The sequence below is a fragment of the Escherichia sp. MOD1-EC7011 genome (assembly GCF_002965005.1).
Classification (GTDB): Bacteria; Pseudomonadota; Gammaproteobacteria; order Enterobacterales; family Enterobacteriaceae; genus Escherichia; species Escherichia ruysiae.
Window position 1 is genome coordinate 194,892 of record NZ_PTRD01000001.1, and the last position, 17,444, is coordinate 212,335.

A 17,444-nucleotide genomic window follows, 5' to 3' on the forward strand; every position below is an offset into this window, starting at 1 on the left:
TATGGCGCAGTCGAAACTCTATCCAGTCGTGATGGCAGGTGGCTCAGGTAGCCGCTTATGGCCGCTTTCCCGCGTACTTTATCCCAAGCAGTTTTTATGCCTGAAAGGCGATCTCACCATGCTGCAAACCACCATCTGCCGCCTGAACGGCGTGGAGTGCGAAAGCCCGGTGGTGATTTGCAATGAGCAGCACCGCTTTATTGTTGCGGAACAGCTGCGTCAACTGAACAAACTTACCGAGAACATTATTCTCGAACCGGCAGGGCGTAACACTGCACCTGCCATTGCGCTAGCGGCGCTGGCGGCAAAACGTCATAGCCCGGAGAGCGACCCGTTAATGCTGGTATTGGCGGCGGATCATGTGATTGCCGATGAAGACGCGTTCCGCGCCGCCGTGCGTAACGCCATGCCGTATGCTGAAGCAGGCAAACTGGTGACTTTCGGCATTGTGCCGGATCTACCTGAAACCGGATATGGCTATATTCGTCGCGGTGAAGTATCGGCGGGTGAGCAGGATACGGTGGCCTTTGAAGTGGCGCAGTTTGTCGAAAAACCGAATCTGGAAACCGCGCAGGCCTATGTGGCAAGCGGCGAATATTACTGGAACAGCGGCATGTTCCTGTTCCGCGCCGGACGTTATCTCGAAGAACTGAAAAAATATCGCCCGGATATTCTCGATGCCTGTGAAAAAGCGATGAGCGCCATTGATCCGGATCTCGATTTTATACGGGTGGATGAAGAAGCGTTTCTCGCCTGCCCGGAAGAGTCGGTGGATTACGCGGTCATGGAACGCACGGCAGACGCCGTTGTGGTGCCGATGGATGCGGGCTGGAGCGATGTGGGGTCCTGGTCTTCTTTATGGGAGATCAGCGCCCACACCGCCGAGGGCAACGTTTGCCACGGTGATGTGATTAATCACAAAACTGAAAACAGCTATGTGTATGCCGAATCTGGCCTTGTCACCACCGTCGGGGTGAAAGATTTGGTGGTAGTGCAGACCAAAGATGCGGTGCTGATTGCTGACCGTAACGCGGTGCAGGATGTGAAAAAAGTGGTCGAGCAGATCAAAGCCGATGGTCGCCATGAGCATCGGGTGCATCGCGAAGTGTATCGTCCGTGGGGCAAATATGACTCTATCGACGCGGGCGACCGCTACCAGGTGAAACGCATCACCGTGAAACCGGGCGAAGGCTTGTCGGTACAAATGCATCATCACCGCGCGGAACACTGGGTGGTTGTCGCGGGAACGGCAAAAGTCACTATCGACGGTGATATCAAACTGCTTGGTGAAAACGAGTCCATTTATATTCCGCTGGGGGCGACGCATTGCCTGGAAAACCCGGGGAAAATTCCGCTCGATTTAATTGAAGTGCGCTCCGGCTCTTATCTCGAAGAGGATGATGTGGTGCGCTTCGCGGATCGCTACGGACGGGTGTAAACGTCGCATCAGGCGCAGTTTGTCGGATGTGGCGTGAACGCCTTATCCGAACCGCGATGTAAATAACGACAAAAACAAAATTGGCCGCTTCGGTCAGGGTCAACTATTGCCTGAAAAAGGGTAACGACATGAAAAAATTAACCTGCTTTAAAGCCTATGATATTCGCGGAAAATTAGGCGAAGAACTGAATGAAGATATCGCCTGGCGCATTGGTCGTGCCTATGGCGAATTTCTTAAACCGAAAACCATCGTGTTAGGCGGTGATGTCCGCCTCACCAGCGAAACCTTAAAACTGGCGCTGGCGAAGGGGTTACAGGATGCGGGCGTCGATGTGCTGGATATCGGCATGTCCGGCACTGAAGAGATCTATTTCGCCACGTTCCATCTCGGCGTGGATGGCGGCATCGAAGTTACCGCCAGCCATAATCCGATGGATTACAACGGCATGAAGCTGGTACGCGAAGGGGCTTGCCCGATCAGCGGCGATACCGGACTGCGCGACGTCCAGCGTCTGGCAGAAGCCAACGACTTCCCCCCCGTCGATGAAACAAAACGTGGTCGCTATCAGCAAATTACCCTGCGTGACGCTTACGTTGATCACCTGTTCGGTTATATCAATGTCAAAAACCTCACGCCGCTCAAGCTGGTGATCAACTCCGGGAACGGCGCAGCGGGTCCGGTGGTGGACGCTATCGAAGCCCGCTTTAAAGCCCTCGGCGCACCTGTGGAATTGATCAAAGTGCACAACACGCCGGACGGCAATTTCCCCAACGGTATTCCTAACCCACTACTGCCGGAATGCCGCGACGACACCCGCAATGCGGTCATTAAACACGGCGCAGATATGGGCATTGCCTTTGATGGCGATTTTGACCGCTGTTTTCTGTTTGACGAAAAAGGGCAGTTTATCGAGGGCTACTACATTGTCGGCCTGCTGGCAGAAGCGTTCCTCGAAAAAAATCCCGGCGCGAAGATCATCCACGATCCGCGTCTCTCCTGGAACACCGTTGATGTGGTGACTGCCGCAGGCGGCACACCGGTGATGTCGAAAACCGGACACGCCTTTATTAAAGAACGTATGCGCAAGGAAGACGCCATCTACGGTGGCGAAATGAGTGCGCACCATTACTTCCGTGATTTCGCTTACTGCGACAGCGGCATGATCCCGTGGCTGCTGGTCGCCGAACTGGTGTGTCTGAAAGGAAAAACGCTGGGCGAACTGGTGCGCGACCGGATGGCGGCATTCCCGGCAAGCGGTGAAATCAACAGCAAACTGGCGCAACCCGTTGAGGCTATTGACCGTGTGGAACAGCATTTTATCCGTGAGGCGCTGGCGGTGGATCGCACCGATGGCATCAGCATGACCTTTGCCGACTGGCGCTTTAACCTGCGCTCCTCCAACACCGAACCGGTGGTGCGGTTGAATGTGGAATCGCGCGGTGATGTGCCGCTGATGGAAGCGCGAACGCGAACTCTGCTGACGTTGCTGAACGAGTAATGTCATTACTTTCCCCCTCCCCCTCCCCCTGACGCTCTACTGCCTGCGGAGAGAAGAGAGCACGGAACTTTCTTCTCCCCTCGCCCCTTTGGGGAGAGGGCCGGGGTGAGGCGACAATAGAACAGGAACAACGATGACAAATCTAAAAAAGCGCGAGCGAGCGAAAACCAATGCATCGTTAATCTCTATGGTGCAACGCTTTTCAGATATCACCATCATGTTTGCCGGACTATGGCTGGTTTGCGAAGTCAGCGGACTGTCATTCCTCTACATGCACCTGTTGGTGGCGCTGATTACGCTGGTGGTATTCCAGATGCTGGGCGGCATAACCGATTTTTATCGCTCATGGCGCGGTGTTCGGGCAGCGACAGAATTTGCCCTGTTGCTACAAAACTGGACCTTAAGCGTGATTTTCAGCGCCGGACTGGTGGCGTTCAATAATGATTTCGACACGCAACTGAAAATCTGGCTAGCGTGGTATACGCTGACCAGCATCGGACTGGTGGTTTGCCGTTCGTGCATTCGTATTGGTGCGGGCTGGTTGCGTAATCATGGCTATAACAAGCGGATGGTCGCGGTGGCGGGGGATTTAGCTGCCGGACAAATGCTGATGGAGAGCTTCCGTAATCAGCCGTGGTTAGGGTTTGAAGTGGTGGGCGTTTACCACGACCCGAAACCGGGCGGCGTTTCTAACGACTGGGCGGGTAATCTGCAACAGCTGGTCGAGGATGCGAAAGCGGGCAAGATTCATAACGTCTATATCGCGATGCAAATGTGCGACGGCGCGCGAGTGAAAAAACTGGTTCATCAACTGGCGGACACCACCTGTTCGGTGCTGCTGATCCCCGATGTTTTTACCTTCAACATTCTCCATTCCCGTATCGAAGAGATGAACGGCGTACCGGTGGTGCCGCTGTATGACACGCCGCTTTCCGGGGTTAACCGCCTGCTCAAACGTGCGGAAGACATTGTGCTGGCGACGCTGATCTTGCTGCTGATCTCCCCGGTGCTGTGCTGCATTGCGCTGGCGGTGAAACTCAGTTCACCGGGGCCGGTTATTTTCCGCCAGACTCGCTACGGCATGGACGGCAAGCCGATCAAAGTGTGGAAGTTCCGTTCGATGAAAGTGATGGAGAACGACAACGTGGTGACCCAGGCGACGCAGAACGATCCGCGCGTCACCAGGGTGGGGAACTTTCTGCGCCGCACCTCGCTGGATGAATTGCCGCAGTTTATCAATGTGCTGACCGGCGGGATGTCGATTGTGGGTCCGCGTCCGCACGCAGTGGCGCATAACGAACAGTATCGCCAGCTTATTGAAGGCTACATGCTGCGCCATAAAGTGAAACCGGGCATTACCGGTTGGGCGCAGATCAACGGCTGGCGCGGCGAAACCGACACGCTGGAGAAAATGGAAAAACGCGTCGAGTTCGACCTTGAGTACATCCGCGAATGGAGCGTCTGGTTCGATATCAAAATCGTTTTCCTGACGGTATTCAAAGGCTTCGTTAACAAAGCGGCATATTGATATGAGCTTACGTGAAAAAACCATCAGCGGCGCGAAGTGGTCGGCGATTGCCACGGTAATCATCATCGGCCTCGGGCTGGTGCAGATGACCGTGCTGGCGCGGATTATCGACAACCACCAGTTCGGCCTGCTTACCGTGTCGCTGGTGATTATCGCGCTGGCAGATACGCTTTCTGACTTTGGTATCGCTAACTCGATTATTCAGCGAAAAGAAATCAGCCACCTTGAACTCACTACGCTGTACTGGCTGAACGTCGGGCTGGGGATCTTGGTGTGCGTGGCGGTGTTTTTATTGAGTGATGTCATCGGTGACGTGCTGAATAACCCGGATCTGGCGCCGTTGATTAAAACATTGTCGCTGGCGTTTGTGGTGATCCCCCACGGGCAACAGTTCCGCGCGTTGATGCAAAAGGAGCTGGAGTTCAACAAAATCGGCATGATCGAAACTAGCGCGGTGCTGGCGGGCTTTACTTTTACGGTGGTTAGCGCCCATTTCTGGCCGCTGGCGATGACTGCGATCCTCGGTTATCTGGTCAATAGTGCGGTGAGAACGCTGCTGTTTGGCTACTTTGGTCGCAAAATTTATCGTCCCGGTCTGCATTTCTCGCTGACGTCGGTGGCACCGAACTTACGCTTTGGTGCCTGGCTGACGGCGGACAGCATCATCAACTATCTCAATACTAACCTTTCGACGCTGGTGCTGGCGCGTATTCTCGGCGCGGGCGTGGCCGGGGGATACAACCTGGCGTACAACGTGGCCGTTGTGCCGCCGATGAAGCTGAACCCGATCATCACCCGCGTGTTGTTTCCGGCATTCGCCAAAATTCAGGACGATACCGAAAAGCTGCGCGTTAACTTCTACAAGCTGTTGTCGGTAGTGGGGATTATCAACTTTCCGGCGCTGCTCGGGCTAATGGTGGTGTCGAATAATTTTGTACCGCTGGTATTTGGTGAGAAGTGGAGCAGCATTATTCCGGTGCTGCAATTGCTGTGTGTGGTGGGGCTACTGCGTTCGGTGGGTAACCCGATTGGTTCGCTGCTGATGGCGAAAGCGCGGGTGGATATCAGCTTTAAATTCAACGTATTCAAAACTTTTCTGTTTATTCCGGCGATTGTTATCGGTGGGCAGATGGCGGGCGCGATCGGCGTCACGCTCGGCTTCCTGCTGGTGCAGATTATCAACACCATTCTGAGCTACTTCGTGATGATTAAACCGGTGCTCGGTTCCAGCTATCGCCAGTACATCCTGAGTTTGTGGCTACCGTTTTATCTCTCGCTTCCGACGCTGGTGGTTAGTTATGCGCTGGGTGTGCTGCTGAAAGGGCAACTGGCGCTGGCGACGTTGCTGGCGGTGCAAATTACCGCAGGCGTACTGGCGTTTGTGGTGATGATTGTGTTGTCGCGCCATCCGCTGGTGGTGGAAGTGAAGCGTCAGTTTTGTCGCAGCGAAAAAATGAAAATGCTTTTACGGGCGGGGTGAAGTGTTGTTTTCGGTTCCGGCAATGGTTGCCGGATGCGGCGTGAACGCCTTCTCCGGCCTACGGTTCAGGAACTCGGTTTTGTAGGCCTGATAAGACGCGTTAGCGTCGCATCAGGCAAAAAGCAGTAATGAAAACAACAAATACAGCCTCACCTGGCATCAAATTTATGAGGAAAAAATGAAATTACTTATTCTTGGCAACCATACTTGCGGCAATCGCGGCGACAGCGCCATCCTGCGCGGCTTACTTGATGCCATCAACATCCTCAATCCACACGCCGAAGTGGACGTGATGAGTCGTTATCCGGTCAGTTCTTCCTGGCTGCTTAATCGCCCGGTGATGGGCGATCCGCTGTTCCTGCAAATGAAACAACACAACAGCGCAGCGGGCGTTGTCGGGCGCGTTAAAAAAGTCCTCCGTCGCCGCTATCAACACCAGGTACTGCTCTCACGCGTCACCGACACCGGCAAGCTGCGTAATATCGCCATTGCCCAGGGATTCACCGACTTCGTGCGCCTGCTGTCAGGTTACGATGCCATTATCCAGGTCGGCGGATCGTTTTTTGTCGATCTCTACGGCGTGCCGCAGTTTGAACACGCGCTATGCACGTTTATGGCGAAAAAGCCGCTGTTTATGATTGGTCACAGCGTCGGCCCGTTCCAGAATGAGCAATTCAACCAACTGGCGAACTACGTTTTCGGTCACTGCGACGCGTTGATCCTGCGCGAATCGGTCAGCCTCGATCTGATGAAACGCAACAATATCACTACCGCAAAAGTCGAACATGGCGTCGATACCGCGTGGCTGGTCGATCATCACACCGAAGATTTCACCGCCAGCTATGCCGTTCAACACTGGCTGAATATTGCCGCACAACAGAAAACGGTGGCAATTACCCTGCGCGAGCTGGCGCCGTTCGACAAACGTCTCGGCACCACTCAACAAGCGTATGAGCAAGCCTTTGCCGGGGTGGTCAATCGCATTCTCGATGAAGGGTATCAGGTGATTGCGCTCTCCACCTGTACGGGTATCGACAGCTATAACAAAGACGACCGCATGGTGGCGCTCAATCTGCGCCAACACATCAGCGATCCTGACCGTTATCACGTGGTGATGGATGAACTCAACGATCTGGAAATGGGCAAAATTCTGGGGGGCTGTGAACTCACCGTCGGTACGCGTCTGCACTCCGCCATTATCTCCATGAACTTTGCCACTCCGGCAATTGCCATCAACTACGAACATAAATCCGCCGGGATAATGCAACAACTGGGGCTGCCACAGATGGCGATTGATATCCGTCATTTATTAGACGGCAGCCTGCAAGCGATGGTTGCGGATACCTTAGGCCAGCTTCCGGCGCTGAACGCACGACTTAACGAAGCTGTCAGTCGCGAACGTCAGACGGGAATGCAGATGGTGCAGTCAGTGCTTGAGCGCATCGGGGAGGCTAAATGAAGGTCGGCTTCTTTTTACTGAAATTTCCGCTGTCGTCGGAAACCTTCGTCCTCAATCAAATCACTGCGTTTATTGATATGGGCTTTGAGGTGGAGATTATCGCGCTGCAAAAAGGCGACACGCAAAATACCCACGCTGCATGGACGAAATATAACCTTGCCGCCATAACCCGCTGGTTGCAGGACGAACCACAAGGCAAAGTAGCGAAACTGCGCCACCGTGCCAGCCAGACCTTACGCGGCATTCATCGTAAAAATACCTGGCAGGCGCTTAACCTCAAACGCTATGGTGCCGAGTCGCGGAACCTGATTTTGTCTGCCATTTGCGGCCAGGTCGCAACACCGTTTCATGCCGATGTGTTCATCGCTCATTTTGGCCCTGCGGGGGTAACCGCAGCAAAATTACGCGAACTGGGTGTCATTCGCGGCAAAATCGCTACCATTTTCCATGGTATTGATATCTCCAGTCGGGAAGTGCTCAATCATTACACTCCCGAATATCAACAACTGTTTCGCCGTGGCGACCTGATGTTGCCAATAAGCGATCTGTGGGCAGGGAGATTGCAAAAGATGGGCTGCCCGACGGAAAAAATCGCTGTATCGCGCATGGGGGTGGACATGAATCGCTTTAGCCCTCGTCCGGTTAAAATGCCAGGAACACCGCTAGAGATTATTTCCGTTGCTCGTTTAACCGAGAAAAAAGGCCTGCATGTGGCGATCGAAGCCTGCCGTCAGCTCAAAGAGCAGGGCGTGGCATTTCGCTATCGCATTCTCGGCATCGGCCCGTGGGAGCGGCGTTTACGCACGCTCATCGAACAGTATCAACTGGAAGATGTGGTGGAGATGCCAGGCTTTAAACCGAGCCACGAAGTTAAGGCGATGCTCGACGACGCGGATGTCTTTCTGCTGCCTTCAGTCACGGGCGCGGATGGCGATATGGAAGGGATACCCGTGGCATTGATGGAAGCGATGGCGGTCGGCATTCCGGTCGTTTCTACTCTGCATAGCGGCATTCCGGAACTGGTGGAGGCCGATAAATCGGGTTGGCTGGTGCCTGAGAACGATGCTCGCGCACTGGCGCAACGGCTGGCGGCGTTTAGCCAACTGGATACCGACGAGCTGGCTCCGGTTGTCAAACGTGCTCGCGAAAAAGTCGAACATGATTTTAACCAGCAGGTGATCAATCGAGAGTTAGCCAGCTTGCTGCAAGCTTTATAGAGGAGAACGCATGTCATTTAAAACAATCTCCCGACGCACCTTCCTGACGGCAAGCTCCGCGCTTGCCTGCCTCCATACCCCTTTCGCCCGTGCACTTCCCGCCCGACAAAGCGTAAATATCAACGACTACAATCCGCACGACTGGATCGCCTCATTTAAACAAGCCTTTAGCGAAGGGCAAACGGTCATCGTGCCTGCCGGATTTGTTTGCGACAACATCAACACCGGCATCTTCATCCCTCCTGGCAAAACCTTACACATTCTCGGTAGCCTGCGCGGCAACGGCAGAGGGCGATTTATCTTACAGGACGGCAGCCAGGTGACAGGGGCGAAGGGCGGCAGTATGCATAACATCACCCTGGATGTGCGCGGTTCTGACTGCACCATCAAAGGGCTGGCGATGAGCGGATTTGGCCCGGTAACGCAGATTTATATCGGCGGCAAAAACAAACGGGTTATGCGCAACCTGACCATCGATAACCTGACCGTGAGCCATGCTAATTACGCCATCTTACGCCAGGGATTTCATAACCAGATTATCGGTGCCAACATCACCAATTGTAAGTTCAGCGACTTACAGGGCGACGCCATCGAATGGAACGTGGCAATCAACGACCGCGATATTTTAATTTCCGACCACGTAATAGAACGTATCAACTGTACTAATGGCAAAATCAACTGGGGCATCGGCATAGGCCTTGCGGGAAGTACCTACGATAATAACTATCCAGAAGACCAGGCGGTGAAAAACTTTGTCGTGGCGAATATTACAGGATCGGATTGTCGACAGCTGATTCATGTTGAAAATGGTAAACATTTCATTATCCGTAATATCAAAGCGCGCAATATTACGCCTGATTTCAGCAAGAAAGCCGGTATTGATAACGCCACTGTAGCGATATATGGATGTGATAACTTTGTTATTGACAATATAGAAATGGTTAATAGTGCCGGGATGTTAATCGGCTACGGCGTCATTAAAGGCAGGTATCTCTCCATACCGCAAAACTTCAGACTGAATAATATTCACCTTGATAATACTGACCTTGCCAGGAAATTGCGCGGGATACAAATTTCAGCAGGTAACGCTGTCTCCTTTGTTGCACTGACCAATATTGAGATGAAACGTGCTTCTCTGGAGCTACACAACAAACCGCAGCACCTTTTTATGCGTAATATCAATGTGATGCAAGAATCTTCGGTTAGCCCGGCATTGACCATGAACTTTGACTTGCGTAAGGATGTCCGTGGGACATTTATGGCAAAGAACGAGACGCTACTGTCACTGGTAAATGTTCATGTGGTGAATGAAAAAGGACAAAGCTCTGTCGATATCGACAGGATTAATCACCATATCGTTAATGTGGAAAAGATAAACTTCAGGCTACCGAAACGGGAACGATAGATTTGCGACCATTCCTGGAAAAATGGCACCATACTTAAGAATAACGCTACTGCAATCCTGGACAAAGCGGCGTAACATCGGAAGGAAATCAGTAATCAATTCAGGGTAATTGATGCTGGCGAAAAAAATCGAACAAGCTATAATTCAGCAACCATTTTACAGGTGGATGAAATAATGACGAATTTAAAAGCAGTTATTCCTGTAGCGGGTCTTGGGATGCATATGTTGCCTGCCACTAAGGCGATTCCTAAAGAGATGCTACCCATCGTCGATAAGCCAATGATTCAGTACATTGTTGACGAGATTGTGGCTGCAGGAATCAAAGAAATCCTCCTGGTAACTCATGCGTCTAAAAACGCGGTCGAAAACCACTTCGACACCTCTTATGAATTAGAATCTCTCCTTGAGCTGCGCGTGAAGCGACAGCTGCTGGCAGAAGTGCAGTCCATCTGCCCACCGGGTGTGACCATTATGAACGTGCGTCAGGGCGAACCATTAGGTTTAGGCCACTCCATTTTGTGTGCCCGGCCGGCTATTGGTGATAATCCATTTGTCGTCGTACTACCCGATGTGGTTATTGATGATGCCAGCGCCGATCCGTTGCGTTACAACCTTGCAGCAATGATTGCGCGCTTCAATGAAACTGGCCGCAGCCAGGTATTGGCAAAACGTATGCCGGGTGACCTCTCTGAATACTCCGTCATCCAGACTAAAGAGCCGTTGGATCGCGAAGGTAAAGTCAGCCGCATCGTTGAATTTATCGAAAAACCCGATCAGCCGCAGACGCTGGACTCAGACATTATGGCCGTAGGTCGTTATGTGCTTTCTGCCGATATTTGGCCGGAACTGGAACGTACTCAGCCTGGTGCATGGGGACGAATTCAGCTGACTGATGCCATTGCTGAGCTGGCGAAAAAACAGTCCGTTGACGCAATGCTGATGACTGGTGACAGTTACGATTGTGGTAAGAAAATGGGCTATATGCAGGCGTTTGTAAAATACGGGCTGCGCAACCTGAAAGAAGGGGCGAAGTTCCGCAAAGGCATTGAGAAGTTGTTAAGCGAATAACGAAAATCTGACAGGAAGTGTCGGTCAGTAAGAAATTAAAAACGGCAGTGAAGATTCATAGCATAAGTTTTGCGCATTGAATTTTCCTGCCGTTGTTTTTTTATAAAGCGTATAAAAACAAGGAGTTACTTGCTTCATATTATTCAAATTTTTCCAGGATTTTCCTTGTTTCTACGGCTGTTTGGTAAGACAATTAGCGTTTGAATTTTTCGGATTTTGCGCGAGTGAGTAACGCTCGTCACATCGTAGTCATGCACGCAGTGCTCTGGTAGCTGTTAAGCCAGGGGCGGTAGCGTGCATTAATGCCTCTATTAATCAATTCTGGAGCAGTCTATTTCACAGCATGCTCTATAGCTATATGGAATAAAAAAGTGAAGATACTTGTAACTGGTGGCGCAGGGTTTATTGGCTCTGCTGTAGTTCGTCACATTATAAATAATACGCAGGACAGTGTTGTTAATGTCGATAAATTGACTTACGCCGGAAACCTGGAATCACTCGCTGAAGTTTCTGATTCTGAACGTTATGCATTTGAGCATGCAGATATCTGCGATGCCGTAGCTATGGCGCGTATTTTCGCACAGCACCAGCCAGACGCGGTGATGCACCTGGCGGCAGAGAGCCACGTTGACCGTTCAATAACTGGCCCTGCGGCATTTATTGAAACCAATATTGTGGGTACATATGTTCTTTTAGAAGCGGCGCGCAATTACTGGTCTGCTCTGAATGATGAAAAGAAAAAAAGTTTCCGCTTTCATCATATTTCTACTGATGAAGTGTATGGCGATTTACCCCATCCGGATGAAGTAAATAATAACGAAGCGTTACCGCTATTTACGGAAACGACAGCCTACGCGCCAAGTAGCCCGTATTCTGCTTCTAAAGCTTCCAGCGATCATTTGGTACGCGCATGGAAGCGGACTTATGGTTTACCGACCATTGTGACTAATTGCTCTAACAATTATGGTCCTTATCATTTCCCGGAAAAACTTATTCCATTGGTTATTCTGAATGCTCTGGAAGGTAAGGCATTACCTATTTATGGCAAAGGGGATCAAATTCGCGACTGGTTGTATGTAGAGGATCATGCTCGTGCGTTATATACCGTCGTAACCGAAGGTAAAGCGGGTGAAACGTATAACATTGGTGGACACAACGAAAAGAAAAACATCGATGTAGTGCTCACAATTTGTGATTTGCTGGATGAGATTGTACCGAAAGAGAAATCTTATCGTGAGCAAATTACTTATGTTGCCGATCGCCCAGGGCATGATCGCCGTTATGCAATTGATGCCGATAAAATTAGCCGCGAATTGGGCTGGAAACCGCAAGAAACGTTTGAGAGCGGTATTCGTAAAACGGTGGAATGGTATCTGGCTAATACAAATTGGGTTGAGAATGTGAAAAGCGGTGCTTATCAGTCGTGGATTGAACAAAACTATGAGGGCCGCCAGTAATGAATATCCTCCTATTCGGCAAAACAGGGCAGGTAGGTTGGGAACTACAGCGTGCTCTGGCACCGCTGGGTAATCTGATTGCTCTTGATGTTCACTCCACTGATTATTGTGGTGATTTTAGTAATCCCGAAGGTGTAGCTGAAACTGTCAAAAAAATTCGCCCTGATGTTATTGTTAATGCGGCTGCTCACACTGCAGTAGACAAAGCGGAATCAGAACCGGAATTTGCACAATTACTTAACGCGACAAGTGTCGAAGCGATTGCAAAAGCAGCCAATGAAGTCGGCGCTTGGGTTATTCACTACTCTACTGACTACGTATTTCCGGGAACCGGTGAAATACCGTGGCAGGAGACGGATGCAACAGCACCTTTGAATGTTTATGGTGAAACTAAACTAGCCGGAGAAAAAGCGTTACAGAAACATTGCGCGAAGCATATTATTTTCCGTACCAGCTGGGTATATGCAGGTAAAGGAAATAACTTCGCCAAAACAATGTTGCGTCTGGCAAAAGAGCGCGAAGAACTGGCTGTGATAAACGATCAGTTTGGCGCACCAACAGGTGCCGAATTGCTGGCTGATTGCACCGCTCATGCCATTCGCGTAGCAGTAGACAAACCAGAAGTTGCTGGTTTGTACCATCTGGTTGCTGGCGGTACAACAACCTGGCACGATTATGCCGCTCTGGTATTTGAAGAAGCGCGCAAAGCAGGGATTAACCTTGCTCTTAACAAACTTAACGCCGTGCCAACAACGGCCTATCCCACACCAGCCCGTCGACCCCATAACTCTCGCCTCAATACAGAAAAGTTTCAGCAGAACTTTGCGCTTGTCTTGCCTGACTGGCAGGTAGGCGTGAAACGAATGCTCAACGAATTATTTACGACTACGGCAATTTAACAAATTTTTGCATCTCGCTCATGATGCCAGAGCGGGATGAATTAAAAGGAATGGTGAAATGAAAACGCGTAAAGGTATTATTCTGGCTGGTGGTTCCGGCACTCGTCTTTATCCTGTGACGATGGCAGTAAGTAAACAACTGCTGCCGATTTATGATAAACCGATGATTTATTATCCGCTTTCAACGCTTATGTTAGCGGGTATTCGCGATATTCTTATTATCAGTACGCCACAGGATACACCGCGTTTCCAACAATTGTTGGGGGACGGGAGCCAGTGGGGGCTTAATCTACAGTATAAAGTACAACCGAGTCCGGATGGCCTGGCGCAAGCGTTTATCATTGGTGAAGACTTTATTGGTGGCGATGATTGTGCACTCGTGCTTGGAGATAATATCTTCTATGGACACGACTTGCCAAAATTAATGGACGCTGCGGTTAACAAAGAAAGCGGTGCAACGGTATTTGCTTATCACGTTAATGATCCTGAACGTTATGGTGTCGTGGAGTTTGATAATAACGGTACGGCAATTAGTCTGGAAGAAAAACCTCTGGAACCAAAAAGTAACTATGCGGTTACTGGGCTTTATTTCTATGACAATGATGTTGTGGAAATGGCGAAAAACCTTAAGCCTTCTGCCCGTGGCGAACTGGAAATTACCGATATTAACCGTATTTATATGGAACAAGGACGTTTGTCTGTCGCTATGATGGGGCGTGGCTATGCATGGCTGGATACGGGGACGCATCAAAGCCTTATTGAAGCAAGTAACTTCATTGCCACCATTGAAGAGCGCCAGGGACTAAAGGTTTCCTGTCCGGAAGAAATTGCTTATCGTAAAGGGTTTATTGATGCTGAGCAGGTAAAAGTATTAGCCGAACCGTTGAAGAAAAATGCTTATGGTCAGTATCTGCTCAAAATGATTAAAGGTTATTAATAAGATGAACGTAATTAAAACTGAAATTCCTGATGTGCTGATTTTTGAACCAAAAGTTTTTGGGGACGAACGTGGCTTCTTTATGGAAAGCTTTAATCAGAAAGTATTCGAAGAGGCTGTGGGGCGTAAGGTCGAATTTGTTCAGGATAACCATTCGAAATCCAGTAAAGGCGTATTACGTGGGCTTCATTACCAGTTAGAACCCTATGCACAAGGAAAATTGGTACGCTGTGTTGTCGGTGAAGTTTTTGATGTTGCGGTTGATATTCGGAAATCATCACCAACATTTGGCAAGTGGGTTGGTGTAAATTTGTCGGCGGAGAATAAGCGCCAGTTATGGATACCGGAAGGATTTGCTCATGGGTTTTGCGTTCTTAGTGATGAAGCAGAATTTGTCTACAAAACAAATAATTTCTATTCAAAAATGCAAGAACGTGGGATTTTATGGAGCGATAAAAGTATAAATATAGAATGGCCGGTTCAAAATCCATTGCTTTCTGATAAAGATATTAATGGTCAAAAATTTGTAGATGCTGATTATTTTATATGATAAAGAAATGTAATAATGAGCATAATAAAAAATAGTGTCTGGAACCTTTTTGGCTATGCAATACCAACTTTAATTGCTATCCCCTCGCTAGGATTTCTCGCTCGAGGTTTGGGGCCTGAAGGTTTCGGTGTTTATACAATTGCAATTGCACTTGTTGGGTATGCTGGAATTTTTGATGTAGGCCTGACTCGCTCTGTTATTAGAGAAATTGCAATTCATCGTGATAATCATCATGAAAGAACCAAGGTAATTTCAACAAGTACATCTTTTTTGGTGCTATTTTCATGCTTTGGTGCTTTTTTATTATTGATTTTCTCTGATGGAATCGTTAATTATCTAAAAATTTCTGGTGTTGAACATAGTGATATACAACTAGCATTTAAACTGTTGGCTATTTGCATTCCATTATTTATTCTAAATCAATTATGGTCAGCCATTCTTGAGGGGGATGAAAAATTTGGCATTGTAAATATTCAAAAATCTATATCAAGCTCTTGCATCGCGGGAATTCCGGCCATATTTGTTTTTTATAGTGCTACATTGTCGGCAGCGGTTGCTGGTTTAATATTTGCAAGAGTTATTTCGATTTTAGTCTCTGCCTATTATGTCAGGAATGATATTAAAATTTCGGGGGTTCATTTTTGTTATAAAACCTTTAAACGACTCTTTTTCTTTGGCGGTTGGATGACAGTAAGTAATATCATAAGTCCGGTCATGGTGTATTTTGATCGATTTATAGTGTCAAATATTATGGGGGCAGATAAAGTTGCATTTTATTCTGCACCAGCGGAGGTTATTCTAAAATTAGGAATAATACCTGCAGCAATCGGGAGAGCTGTGTTTCCAAGGTTAAGTAACATTAAAGACTTTAAAGAATTTAAACGTAATGTAAATAAATCATTGCTTTTAATGTTTCTAATCTGTTTGCCGGTGATAATCATAGGCTTGTTGTATTCAGGGCTTGTATTGAAAATATGGTTTGGTGAAAATTACCAAATTAATTCCTTTAATATATTAAATGTGTTATTGATCGGTTTTTTCTTCAATGCGCTGGCAATGATACCATTCTCTGCAATCCAGGCATTAGGAAAATCTAAAATTACTGCTTTGATTCATTGTGCTGAATTGGTTCCTTATTTAGCCCTTTTGTATTTTATGGTCGAAAAATATGGGTTACTGGGTGCCGCAATATCCTGGAGCATACGTGTAATTTTAGATGCTCTGTTATTACAATGGCTTTATACTAGAATGTGTTCTGTATATGAAGACTAAAATTAACCAATTACTGAGTCACTTGGATAATGAATAGTAATATTTACGCTGTCATTGTGACATATAATCCCGAACTTAAAAATCTGAATGCACTGATCACTGAACTAAAGGAGCAAAATTGTTACGTTGTAGTAGTCGATAATAGTACTAATTTTACCTTGAAAGATAAATTATCAGACATCGAAAAAGTTCATTTAATTTGTCTTGGTAGGAATGAAGGTATAGCAAAAGCACAAAATATTGGGATTCGATATTCTCTTGAAAAAAGGGCAGAGAAGATAATTTTTTTTGATCAAGATAGCCGTATTCGCAATGAGTTTATCAAAAAACTTTCCTGCTATATGGATAATGAAAATGCAAAAATAGCTGGCCCAGTTTTTATTGATAGAGATAAGTCACATTATTATCCTATTTGTAATATCAAAAAAAATGGTCTTCGAGAGAAAATTCATGTCACTGAAGGACAGACACCGTTTAAAAGTTCAGTAACAATCTCATCCGGAACCATGGTTTCAAAAGAAGTTTTTGAGATTGTTGGAATGATGGATGAGGAACTTTTTATTGATTATGTCGATACAGAATGGTGTCTTAGATGCTTAAACTATGGCATATTAGTTCATATCATTCCTGATATAGAAATGGTTCATGCTATTGGGGATAAGTCAGTAAAAATCTGTGGGATTAACATACCAATTCACTCGCCAGTACGTCGTTATTATCGAGTAAGAAATGCATTTCTTTTGCTTAGAAAAAATCATGTACCTCTTTTACTCTCTATTAGGGAAGTTGTTTTTTCTTTAATTCATACAACTTTAATTATTGCAACTCAAAAAAATAAAATTGAATATATGAAAAAATATATTTTGGCTACGCTGGATGGAATAAGAGGAATTACTGGGGGCGGTCGTTACAATGCATAGTTATGATCAAAAAAGAGTTGCTGTACTCATGGCTACGTATAATGGCGAATGCTGGATTGAGGAGCAATTAAAAAGTATTATAGGGCAAAGGGGTGTAGACCTCTCAATATTTATATCAGATGATTTATCAACTGATAATACATTAAACATCTGTGAAGAATTTAAAGCATTACATCCGTCAATTATAAATATACTTCCTAGCACCGATAAGTTTGGAGGGGCAGGTAAGAATTTTTATAGATTAATTAAAGATGTCGATTTTGAAAATTATGATTATATCTGTTTTAGTGATCAGGATGATATTTGGTATAAAGG

Annotated in this window: 14 protein-coding genes and 1 pseudogene; all 15 read left to right on the plus strand. The window is 47.8% G+C overall.

The genetic code is table 11. From position 1 onward, the window contains the following. Position 1 precedes the first annotated feature (1 nt). Entirely contained in the window at positions 2-1,438 is a 1,437-nt protein-coding gene (gene cpsB / locus A7098_RS01015) for a mannose-1-phosphate guanyltransferase (RefSeq protein ID WP_000079280.1), read from the plus strand. 128 nt (positions 1,439-1,566) lie between these two features. Continuing rightward, positions 1,567-2,937 carry a colanic acid biosynthesis phosphomannomutase CpsG gene (gene cpsG / locus A7098_RS01020; RefSeq protein WP_032225620.1) on the plus strand — a complete coding sequence of 457 codons (1,371 nt, stop codon included), beginning with the start codon at positions 1,567-1,569 and terminating at the stop codon, positions 2,935-2,937. Between the two features lie 133 nt (positions 2,938-3,070). Next, positions 3,071-4,465, plus strand: coding sequence for an undecaprenyl-phosphate glucose phosphotransferase (gene wcaJ, locus A7098_RS01025; protein WP_032225619.1), 1,395 nt, complete (start codon positions 3,071-3,073; stop codon positions 4,463-4,465). Between the two features lies 1 nt (position 4,466). Then, entirely contained in the window at positions 4,467-5,945 is a 1,479-nt protein-coding gene (gene wzxC / locus A7098_RS01030) for a colanic acid undecaprenyl disphosphate flippase WzxC (RefSeq protein ID WP_032225618.1), read from the plus strand. A 178-nt stretch (positions 5,946-6,123) separates the two neighbouring features. After that, positions 6,124-7,404, plus strand: coding sequence for a colanic acid biosynthesis pyruvyl transferase WcaK (gene wcaK / locus A7098_RS01035; protein WP_032225617.1), 1,281 nt, complete (start codon positions 6,124-6,126; stop codon positions 7,402-7,404). After that, a complete protein-coding gene (wcaL, locus tag A7098_RS01040) occupies positions 7,401-8,621 on the plus strand; it encodes a colanic acid biosynthesis glycosyltransferase WcaL (protein WP_105280191.1) in 1,221 nt (406 codons plus the stop codon). The genes wcaK and wcaL overlap by 4 nt, the downstream gene beginning before the upstream one ends. A 10-nt stretch (positions 8,622-8,631) precedes the next feature. Continuing rightward, a complete protein-coding gene (wcaM, locus tag A7098_RS01045) occupies positions 8,632-10,026 on the plus strand; it encodes a colanic acid biosynthesis protein WcaM (RefSeq protein WP_105280192.1) in 1,395 nt (464 codons plus the stop codon). Positions 10,027-10,200: 174 nt separating this feature from the next. Continuing rightward, positions 10,201-11,094 (plus strand): UTP--glucose-1-phosphate uridylyltransferase GalF, encoded by an 894-nt coding sequence (gene galF, locus A7098_RS01050; RefSeq protein ID WP_000183032.1) that lies wholly within the window; start codon positions 10,201-10,203, stop codon positions 11,092-11,094. A 371-nt stretch (positions 11,095-11,465) separates the two neighbouring features. After that, positions 11,466-12,551 carry a dTDP-glucose 4,6-dehydratase gene (gene rfbB, locus A7098_RS01060; RefSeq protein WP_000699452.1) on the plus strand — a complete coding sequence of 362 codons (1,086 nt, stop codon included), beginning with the start codon at positions 11,466-11,468 and terminating at the stop codon, positions 12,549-12,551. Next, positions 12,551-13,450 (plus strand): dTDP-4-dehydrorhamnose reductase, encoded by a 900-nt coding sequence (gene rfbD, locus A7098_RS01065; protein WP_001023616.1) that lies wholly within the window; start codon positions 12,551-12,553, stop codon positions 13,448-13,450. Before rfbB ends, rfbD begins: the two co-directional genes overlap by 1 nt. Before the next feature lie 58 nt (positions 13,451-13,508). Continuing rightward, positions 13,509-14,387 carry a glucose-1-phosphate thymidylyltransferase RfbA gene (gene rfbA, locus A7098_RS01070; protein ID WP_105280193.1) on the plus strand — a complete coding sequence of 293 codons (879 nt, stop codon included), beginning with the start codon at positions 13,509-13,511 and terminating at the stop codon, positions 14,385-14,387. A gap of 4 nt (positions 14,388-14,391) precedes the next feature. Next, on the plus strand, positions 14,392-14,937 hold the full coding sequence (rfbC, locus tag A7098_RS01075) for a dTDP-4-dehydrorhamnose 3,5-epimerase (RefSeq protein ID WP_105280194.1): 546 nt from the start codon (positions 14,392-14,394) through the stop codon (positions 14,935-14,937). Positions 14,938-14,952: 15 nt separating this feature from the next. Next, positions 14,953-16,209 (plus strand): O13/O129/O135 family O-antigen flippase, encoded by a 1,257-nt coding sequence (wzx, locus tag A7098_RS01080; protein WP_032225611.1) that lies wholly within the window; start codon positions 14,953-14,955, stop codon positions 16,207-16,209. A 29-nt stretch (positions 16,210-16,238) separates the two neighbouring features. After that, positions 16,239-17,129 carry a rhamnosyltransferase gene (locus A7098_RS01085; protein ID WP_105280195.1) on the plus strand — a complete coding sequence of 297 codons (891 nt, stop codon included), beginning with the start codon at positions 16,239-16,241 and terminating at the stop codon, positions 17,127-17,129. Continuing rightward, positions 17,122-17,444 (plus strand): annotated as a pseudogene (rfbG, locus tag A7098_RS01090) (dTDP-rhamnosyl transferase RfbG); the annotation flags it as partial. The gene A7098_RS01085 and the pseudogene rfbG, both read left to right, overlap by 8 nt.